This window comes from Sandaracinobacter sp. (assembly GCF_041909755.1).
In the GTDB taxonomy this organism is placed as follows: domain Bacteria; phylum Pseudomonadota; class Alphaproteobacteria; order Sphingomonadales; family Sphingomonadaceae; genus Sandaracinobacteroides.
Window position 1 is genome coordinate 1 of the sequence record NZ_JAYRCW010000102.1, and the last position, 8271, is coordinate 8271.

The 8271-nt window shown below is 66.5% G+C and carries 8 protein-coding genes and 2 pseudogenes; all 10 read left to right on the forward strand.

Translation table 11 applies throughout. From position 1 onward, the window contains the following. A partial coding sequence (locus tag ACE3O8_RS11705) for a ribonuclease P protein component (RefSeq protein WP_374389941.1) occupies window positions 1-198 on the forward strand: 198 nt, incomplete at its 5' end. Beyond that, complete coding sequence (gene yidD, locus ACE3O8_RS11710; RefSeq protein WP_374389942.1) at window positions 195-473, forward strand: membrane protein insertion efficiency factor YidD; 279 nt, start codon at window positions 195-197, stop codon at window positions 471-473. The genes ACE3O8_RS11705 and yidD, both read left to right, overlap by 4 nt. A 10-nt stretch (window positions 474-483) precedes the next feature. Further along, window positions 484-2187, forward strand: coding sequence for a membrane protein insertase YidC (gene yidC / locus ACE3O8_RS11715; RefSeq protein WP_374389944.1), 1704 nt, complete (start codon window positions 484-486; stop codon window positions 2185-2187). Beyond that, a complete protein-coding gene (gene yihA, locus ACE3O8_RS11720) occupies window positions 2184-2828 on the forward strand; it encodes a ribosome biogenesis GTP-binding protein YihA/YsxC (protein WP_374389946.1) in 645 nt (214 codons plus the stop codon). The genes yidC and yihA overlap by 4 nt, the downstream gene beginning before the upstream one ends. A 66-nt stretch (window positions 2829-2894) precedes the next feature. Continuing rightward, window positions 2895-4310 (forward strand): NAD(P)H-dependent flavin oxidoreductase, encoded by a 1416-nt coding sequence (locus ACE3O8_RS11725; RefSeq protein WP_374389948.1) that lies wholly within the window; start codon window positions 2895-2897, stop codon window positions 4308-4310. 122 nt (window positions 4311-4432) lie between these two features. Next, complete coding sequence (locus ACE3O8_RS11730; protein ID WP_374389950.1) at window positions 4433-5182, forward strand: electron transfer flavoprotein subunit beta/FixA family protein; 750 nt, start codon at window positions 4433-4435, stop codon at window positions 5180-5182. After that, window positions 5179-6123 (forward strand): electron transfer flavoprotein subunit alpha/FixB family protein, encoded by a 945-nt coding sequence (locus ACE3O8_RS11735; protein WP_374389952.1) that lies wholly within the window; start codon window positions 5179-5181, stop codon window positions 6121-6123. The genes ACE3O8_RS11730 and ACE3O8_RS11735 overlap by 4 nt, the downstream gene beginning before the upstream one ends. A 167-nt stretch (window positions 6124-6290) precedes the next feature. After that, a pseudogene (locus ACE3O8_RS11740) lies at window positions 6291-7469 on the forward strand (esterase-like activity of phytase family protein); the annotation flags it as partial. A gap of 171 nt (window positions 7470-7640) precedes the next feature. Next, window positions 7641-7742: pseudogene (locus ACE3O8_RS11745) on the forward strand (PEPxxWA-CTERM sorting domain-containing protein); the annotation flags it as partial. A 123-nt stretch (window positions 7743-7865) separates the two neighbouring features. After that, window positions 7866-8271: 3-hydroxyacyl-CoA dehydrogenase NAD-binding domain-containing protein (locus ACE3O8_RS11750; RefSeq protein WP_374389954.1), on the forward strand; the 406-nt coding region annotated here is incomplete at its 3' end.

The window sequence follows — 8271 nt, forward strand, 5'->3', positions numbered from 1 at the left end:
AAGTCCGTGGTGCGCAACCGGGCGCGCCGCCGCCTGCGCGAAGCGGCGCGGCTGACGATGCCGGAACTGGCCGTGCGGTCGGCCGATCATGTGTTCATCGCCCGCCAGCAGGATGCCGAACTGCCGTTCGAGGAGCTGCTGGCGATGACCCGCAAGGCGCTGGAAAAGGCGCACAGGCGGCTGGATGCGGCGCAATGAGGCTGACGGAGCTTCCGGCCCGCGCCATCGCCGGAGTGTTCCGGCTGTATCAGCTGGCGCTGTCCCCGCTGCTGCCGCCGAGCTGCCGATTTTCGCCAAGCTGTTCCCATTACGGGATCGAGGCCCTAAAGCGGCACGGATTGCTGGCCGGCCTGTGGCTGACAGCACGCCGGATCGGCCGCTGCCACCCCTGGGGCGGATCGGGGTTCGATCCGGTGCCAGAGACGTTCCACCTGTTCCGTCGGGCGACCGACCCGACCATCCGCGAAGAGTGAGCCTGAGCCAGTGACCCAGGAAAACCGCAACCTGATCCTCGCCGTCGTCCTGTCGGCGCTGGTGCTGTTCGGATGGACCTTTGCTTCCGAGACGTTCTTCCCCGCGCCCAAGGCGCCGCCGGCCGCGACCGCGGCTGCGGGGGCCGGGCAGGCGACGCCGGGGGCGAATGTGCCCGTGGCCGCCCCGGCAGGGCCGCAGCCTGCCGAGGCGATCGTGTCGCAGGGCGCGCGGGTGGCGATCGAGACGCCGCGCCTCAAGGGCTCCATCAACCTGACGGGCGCGCGCCTCGACGATCTGGTGCTGACCGATCACACCGTCAGCCTGCCGCCTTCGAAGCCGATCCGCCTGTTCGCGCCTTCGGGTTCGAAGGATGCCTATTTCGCCGGATACGGCTGGGTGGGGCCGGGCGCGCCGCCTGCCGACGCGCAATGGACGGCGAGCGCCGCGACCCTTTCGCCGGGCAAGCCCGTCACGCTGAGCTGGCGCAGCCCGCAGGGCCTGATCTTCCAGCAGATCGTTTCGGTGGACGACAATTTCCTGTTCACGGTTGAGCAGCGGGTGGCGAATGCGTCGGGCAGCCCGGTTGCGCTTCGCGCCTTCGGCTATGTGAACCGCACCGGGCGCGGGCCGGAAAAGGACGCGTTCAACCTGCATGTGGGGCCGATCGCCGTGCTGGACGGCACGCTGCGCGAAGGCGACATCAGCTTCGACAAGCTGCGCGACAACGGGCCGCAGACCATCAATTCGAAGGGCGGCTGGCTGGGCTTTACCGCCAAGCACTGGCTGGCGGCGCTGATCCCCGACCAGCAGGCCAATATCGAGGCGCGCTTCACCCCGGTTGACGGCGACCGGTACCAGGTGGACTGGCTGAAGCCTGCGGTGACGCTGAACAGCGGCGAGGCGAATGTGGCGACGAGCCATCTGTTTGCCGGCGCCAAGGAAGTCCGGCTGCTGAACCAGGTGCGCGACGAACTGGGTGTGCCGCTGTTCGACCGGGCGCTGGCCTGGGGCTGGTTCTGGTTCATCGCGCAGCCGATCTTCGCGCTGCTGCAATGGCTGTATGACATCTTCGGCAATTATGCGCTGGCGATCGTGGGGCTGACGCTGATCGTGCGGGCGCTGCTGTTCCCGATTGCGAACAAGCAATATGCCAGCATGGCCAAGATGCGCATCTTCGCGCCGAAGATGAAGGAAATTCAGGAAAAATACAAAGACGACAAGCAGAAGCAGCAGTTCGAGCTGATGGAGCTGTACAAGAAGGAAAAGATCAATCCGCTGGCGGGCTGCCTGCCGATCCTTCTGCAGATTCCGATCTTCTACGCGCTGTACAAGGTGCTGCTGATTTCGGTGGAGCTGCGGCACCAGCCCGCGTTCCTGTGGATCAAGGACCTGTCCGCGCCCGATCCGCTGACGCCGCTGAACCTGTTCGGCCTGCTGCCGTTCGAGCTGCCGCCCTTCCTGCACCTGGGCATCCTGCCCATCATCCTGGGCGTCACCATGTGGGCGCAGTTCAAGCTGAACCCGCAGCCGATGGACGAGATCCAGCAGAAGGTGTTCGCCTTCATGCCCTGGATCTTCATGTTCATGATGGCGCCGTTCGCGGCCGGGCTTCAGATCTACTGGATCGTGAACAACCTGGTTTCGATCCTGCAGCAGTGGGTGCTTCTGCGGAAATATCCCGCCCCGGCGCCCGCGCCTTCAGGTGCGAAATGACGGACGCCGACCAGGATGACCTGATGGAGGAGGGCCGCAGGCTCTTTGCCGGGCCGGTCGCGTTCCAGCTGTCTGCGCCGCGGCTGGAGATCCTGCCGCCGGCCGACCTGCCGGAGGTGGCCTTCGCCGGACGGTCCAACGTGGGCAAATCCTCGCTTCTGAACGCGCTGACGGGGCGCAACGGGCTGGCGCGCACGTCGAACACGCCGGGCCGCACGCAGGAGCTGAACCTGTTCCTGGTGGGCGAGCCGCCGGTGCTGCGGCTGGTGGACATGCCCGGCTATGGCTATGCCGAGGCGCCCAAGGACATGGTGAAGCAGTGGGCGCGGCTGGTGAACGACTATCTGCGCGGGCGGGCGACGCTGAAGCGGGTGCTGGTGCTGGTGGACAGCCGCCACGGGCTGAAGCCGGTGGACCGGGAGATCATGACGCTGCTGGACAAGGCGGCGGTTTCCTACCAGATCGTGCTGACCAAGGCCGACAAGATCAAGCCGACGGCGCTGGCGGCGGTGACGGCGGACGTGGCGGAGGAGGCCCGCAAGCATCCGGCGGCGCACCCGCTGCTGATCCCGACGAGCAGCGAGACGAAGGCCGGGATCGCGGAGCTGCGCGCGGCCGTGGCCGGGGCGGCCTTCGCCTGAGGCGAGCGATTTTGGGCAGCGTGGCCGTGCATCTGCTGCTAAGGACTTCCGCGAGGGGAGATTGAATTGAAGGCTCTGAGTGCATTGACGGTCGGCGGGCAGACGTTCCTGCCGCTGGTGGAAGGCGGCAAGGGGGTTTCGGCCACCAATCATGCGTCGGCCGGGGCCTGGGCGAAGGCCGGCGGGATCGGCACGGTTTCGGCAGTGAACGCCGACAGCTATGACGAAAATGGCGAGGTGATCCGGCAGGTGTATCACAGCCGGACGCGCGAGGGCCGCCACGAAGAGCTGGTGGACTATGGCATCAGGGGCGCGGTGGAGCAGGTGCGCCGGGCCTATGACATTGCCGGAGACGAGATCCGCGCCGGCCGGGGTGCGCTGAACATCAACGTGCTGTGGGAAATGGGCGGCGCCCAGCGCGTGCTGGAAGGCACGCTGGAGCAGACGAAGGGGATGCTGCACGGCGTGACCTGCGGGGCGGGCATGCCCTACAAGCTGTCGGAGATCGCGGCGCGCCACGGCGTTTATTATTACCCGATCATCTCGTCGGGCAGGGCCTTCCGCGCGCTGTGGAAGCGGGCCTATTCCAAGGCGAGCGAGTGGCTGGGCGCAGTGGTTTATGAGGACCCCTGGCTGGCGGGCGGGCACAACGGGCTTTCCAACGCGGAAGACCCGCGCGCACCGCAGGACCCCTATCCGCGCGTGAAGGAATTGCGCGAGGTGATGCGCGAAGGCGGGATCGCTGATTCCGTGCCGATCGTGATGGCCGGCGGCGTCTGGTATCTGAGGGACTGGGCGCACTGGATCGACAATCCCGAGCTGGGGGCGATCTCGTTCCAGTTCGGCACCCGGCCGCTGCTGACGAAGGAAAGCCCGATTCCCGAGGTGTGGAAGGCCCGCCTTCCGACGCTGGAGGAAGGCGACATCCTGCTGCACAAATTCTCGCCCACGGGGTTTTATTCATCGGCCGTCCGCAACACCTTCCTGCGGAGCCTGGAAGGCCGTTCCGAGCGGCAGATCGCGTTCGGCACCGAGGCCGCCGGCGACCGGCAGTTCACGCTGGACGTGGGGGTGGGCCGCAAGACCTATTATGTGACGAAGGACGATCTGAACCGCGCCCGGGAATGGCATGGCGCGGGCTTCGACACGGCGCTGAAGACGCCGGACGATACGCTGATCTTCGTGAGCGCGGCGGAATCGAAGATGATCCGCAAGGACCAGGCCGATTGCATGGGATGCCTTTCCCATTGCTCGTTCAGCGCCTGGAAGGACCATGACGATCACACGACGGGTTATCTGGCGGACCCGCGCAGCTTCTGCATCCAGAAGACCTTGCAGGACATCGCGCATGGGGCGGACCCGGAGCATGAACTGATGTTCGCGGGCCATGCGGCGTTCAACTTCAAGACCGATCCCTTCTACTCCAACGGGTTCGTGCCGACGGTGAAGCAGCTGGTCGACCGCATCCAGACGGGCGACTGACCCGCCGGGGGCTAACAGGGGTATCAGGTGCCGCAGGGGAAGGGGCCGGTTCGCGTTGACTCGGCAAATCTCCTTCCCCATGGGGTTGCCGCTAGTTCAAGAGACTGGGGAGCCATTTACCCATGAAGATTCTCGTGCCCGTGAAGCGGGTGGTCGACTATAATGTGAAGGTGCGGGTGAAGCCCGACCAGAGCGGTGTCGAACTCGCCAATGTGAAGATGAGCATGAACCCGTTCGACGAGATCGCCGTCGAGGAAGCCGTGCGCCTGAAGGAAAAGGGCGTGGCGACCGAAGTGGTGGTGGTGTCCGTCGGCCCGGCGCAGGCGCAGGAAACGCTGCGGACCGCGCTGGCGATGGGGGCGGACCGGGGCATCCTGGTGACGACCGATGTCACCACCGAGAGCCTTGCCGTCGCCAAGATCCTCGCCAAGGTGGCCGCTGAAGAGCAGCCCGGCCTGGTGATCCTGGGCAAGCAGGCGATCGACGACGACGCCAACCAGACGGGCCAGATGCTGGCCGCGCTGCTGGGCTGGGGCCAGGGCACCTTCGCCTCGAAGGTGGAGCCCGCGGGCGACAAGGTTTCGGTGACGCGCGAGATCGACGGCGGGCTTGAAACCGTGGAGCTGAAGCTGCCGGCGATCGTGACGACCGACCTGCGGCTGAACGAGCCGCGCTATGCCAGCCTGCCGAACATCATGAAGGCGAAGTCCAAGCCGATCGCGAACAAGACGCCCGACGATTATGGCGTGGACGTGACCCCGCGCCTGACGACGCTGAAGGTGACGGAGCCGCCCAAGCGCAGCGCCGGCATCAAGGTGAAGACCGTCGACGAACTGATCGAGAAGCTGAAAACTGCGGGAGCCATCGCATGAGCGTTCTTGTCCTTGCCGAACATGACAATGCGTCGCTGAAGGACGCAACCCTGAACGCCGTTTCCGCCGCGAAGGCGCTGGCCGGTTTCGCCGGCGGCGACGTGCATGTGCTGGTGGCCGGGAAGGGCGCGCAGGCCGCTGCCGACGCCGCCGCGAAGATCGATGGCGTGGCGAAGGTGCTGCTGGCCGACGATGCCGCCTATGGCGATGCGCTGGCCGAGAATGTGGCGCCGCTGGTTGCGGGCCTGATGGCGGGCTATGACGCGCTGGTCGCGCCGGCGACGTCGCGGGGCAAGAACATCGCGCCGCGCGTGGCGGCCGCCCTGGACGTGGCGCAGATCTCGGAAATCCTGTCGGTGGAAGGCGCCGACACCTTCACCCGGCCGATCTATGCCGGGAACGCCATCGCGACGGTGAAATCCGCCGATGCGAAGAAGGTGATCACCGTGCGTGGCACGGCCTTCCCCAAGGCGGCGGCGACGGGCGGTTCCGCCGCTGTCGAAGCGGCGTCCGGCAGCGGCGACGCCGGGCTTTCCAGCTTCAAGGGCGCGGAACTGACGGTTTCCGCCCGGCCTGAGCTGACGGGCGCGAAGATCATCGTCTCGGGCGGGCGTGCGCTGGGATCGGGCGAGGCGTTCACCCAGTATATCGATCCGCTGGCCGACAAGCTGGGCGCGGCCGTGGGCGCCTCGCGCGCTGCCGTCGATGCGGGCTATGTGCCCAACGACTATCAGGTCGGGCAGACGGGCAAGATCGTCGCGCCGGAACTGTATGTGGCGGTCGGCATTTCGGGTGCGATCCAGCACCTGGCCGGGATGAAGGATTCGAAGATCATCGTGGCCATCAACAAGGATGAGGAAGCCCCCATCTTCCAGGTGGCGGATTTCGGCCTTGTGGGCGACCTGTTCCAGGTCGTGCCGGAGCTGACCTCGAAGCTGTAATCGGCCACTGCCGCGAAAATCGGCCCCGTCGGACCCGGTCCGGCGGGGCTTTTTCGTCTCCGTCGGGACCCATGACGATTGCAGGAAAATCGTAACCTGGTTGTCGCGGATCTTTCACCGGCGTTCCGCAATGCACCCCTCGGGCAAATTTGAGAGGGGTATTCCGCATGATTCGAATTCTTGCACTGTCGGCGCTTTTGGCATCCGCGTCTGCGGCATCGGCCGCCGTCAGCTATACGGGCAATGTCGGCTTTGCGGGGGACGCGATCGACCTGAGCGGCCTGCCTGCGGACTTTGCCGGAAACCGGCTCTCCATCGGGTCTGACCTGTTCCATGACAGCGCCACGAACAGCTATTGGGGCAACACCGATCGCGGCCCGGGCGGCGGCCTCGTCGATTTCGCACCGCGCGTCCACAATTTCTCGCTGGGCATCAACCCGGACGGCTCGGCCAGCGGCTATGTGCTCCTGAAGACGGTGGTGTTCAAGAAGGACGGCGTGCCGTTCACCGGCCTCAATCCGCGTCTGGCGCCGCAGGGGGATGCCGCCGTGCTGGGCCTTTCGTTCGACCCGGAGGGGCTGGTTGTCCGCAAGAATGGCAACTTCCTGGTGGCGGATGAATATGGCCCGTCGGTTTATGAGTTCGACAGCGAGGGCAATTACATCCGGGCCTTCACCCCGCCCGCCAACCTGCTGCCGAAGGAGCCCGACGGCGACCCTAATTTCGTGGACGGCCGCCCGCTGATCACGACCGGCCGGCAGGACAACCGCGGCTTCGAGGGGCTGACGCTGTCTCCGGACGGGAAGACGGCCTATGCCGTGCTGCAGGATCCGCTGGTGAACGAGGGGACACCGGACGGCCGGCGCAGCCGCAATGTGCGGATCGTTGCCTATGATGTGGCGACGGGGGAATCGACCGGCCAGTTCATCTATCAGCTGGATTCGCTGGCCGACATCAACAGCCGCATCCCGGGCACGGCGGACGATTTCGGCGCCAACAGCCAGGGCCGAAACATCGGCCTGTCGGGCATCCTTGCCTTGGACAATGGCAAGTTCCTGGTGCTGGAGCGGGACAATCGCGGCCTTGGGGTGGATGACCCGACGGCCGCCACTCCGGTTGGCTCCAAGCGGGTCTATCTGATCGATCTGGCAGGGGCGACCGACGTGAGCGGCATCAGCCTTGCCGGCACCAACGACCTGCCCATCGGCGTGACGGCCGCCGAAAAGACGCTGTGGCTGGATATCCAGGCGGAGCTGACGAAGGCGGGCGTGACCGTGACGGAGAAGATGGAGGGGATCGCGATCGGGCCTCGCCTCGACAATGGCTATGCCTTCATCGTGGTGACGGACAATGACTTTTCCGTGACGCAGACGGGCGAGGGCGTTCAGTTCAACCGCTGCACGTCGGGCGTGGGCGGCTATTCGATCGACATCGGACTGAACGAGACCTGCCCGGACGGGACGAGCCTGATCGGCAGCCAGGCCTATGTGTTTAAGGTCAGCGGCGCGGACCTGGGCGTTCTTGGCGTGCCCGAGCCGGCGACCTGGGCGATGCTGATCGCGGGCTTCGGGCTGGTGGGCGGCATGGCCCGCCGCCGCCGGACCGTCGTTTCCGCCTGACAGGATTGCGCCGCCCGCCGGTGCCTGAGGGCGCAGGCGGGCGGCGGCAAACCGACGCGGGGATTGTGAAGGCCCGGCACCGCGGCTAACCCGCCTGCAACTGAGGTTTGCGGGAGCAAGGGCATGAAGGTCGGCGTGATCGGGGCGGGCATCATGGGATCGGGCATCGCCCAGGTGGCGGCTGCTGCCGGGCATGGCGTGCACCTGTGCGACATCGCGCTGGACCGGGCGGAAAAGGGCAAGGCCGGGATCGCGAAGCAGCTGGACCGGCTGGTGGCGAAGGGCGCGCTGGAGGCGGCCGCAGCGCAGGCGACGCTGGCGCGGATCACGCCCGCGGGCGACACCGGGCCGCTTCAGGAGGCGGACTTCGTGATCGAGGCCGCCACCGAGGGCGAGGACCTGAAGAAGAGGATCTTCGGCGGCCTGAAGCTGGCGCCGCACGCAGTTCTTGCCAGCAACACCTCCTCCATCTCCATCACGATGCTGGGCGCCGCGACCGACCGGCCGGATCGCTTCCTGGGCCTGCATT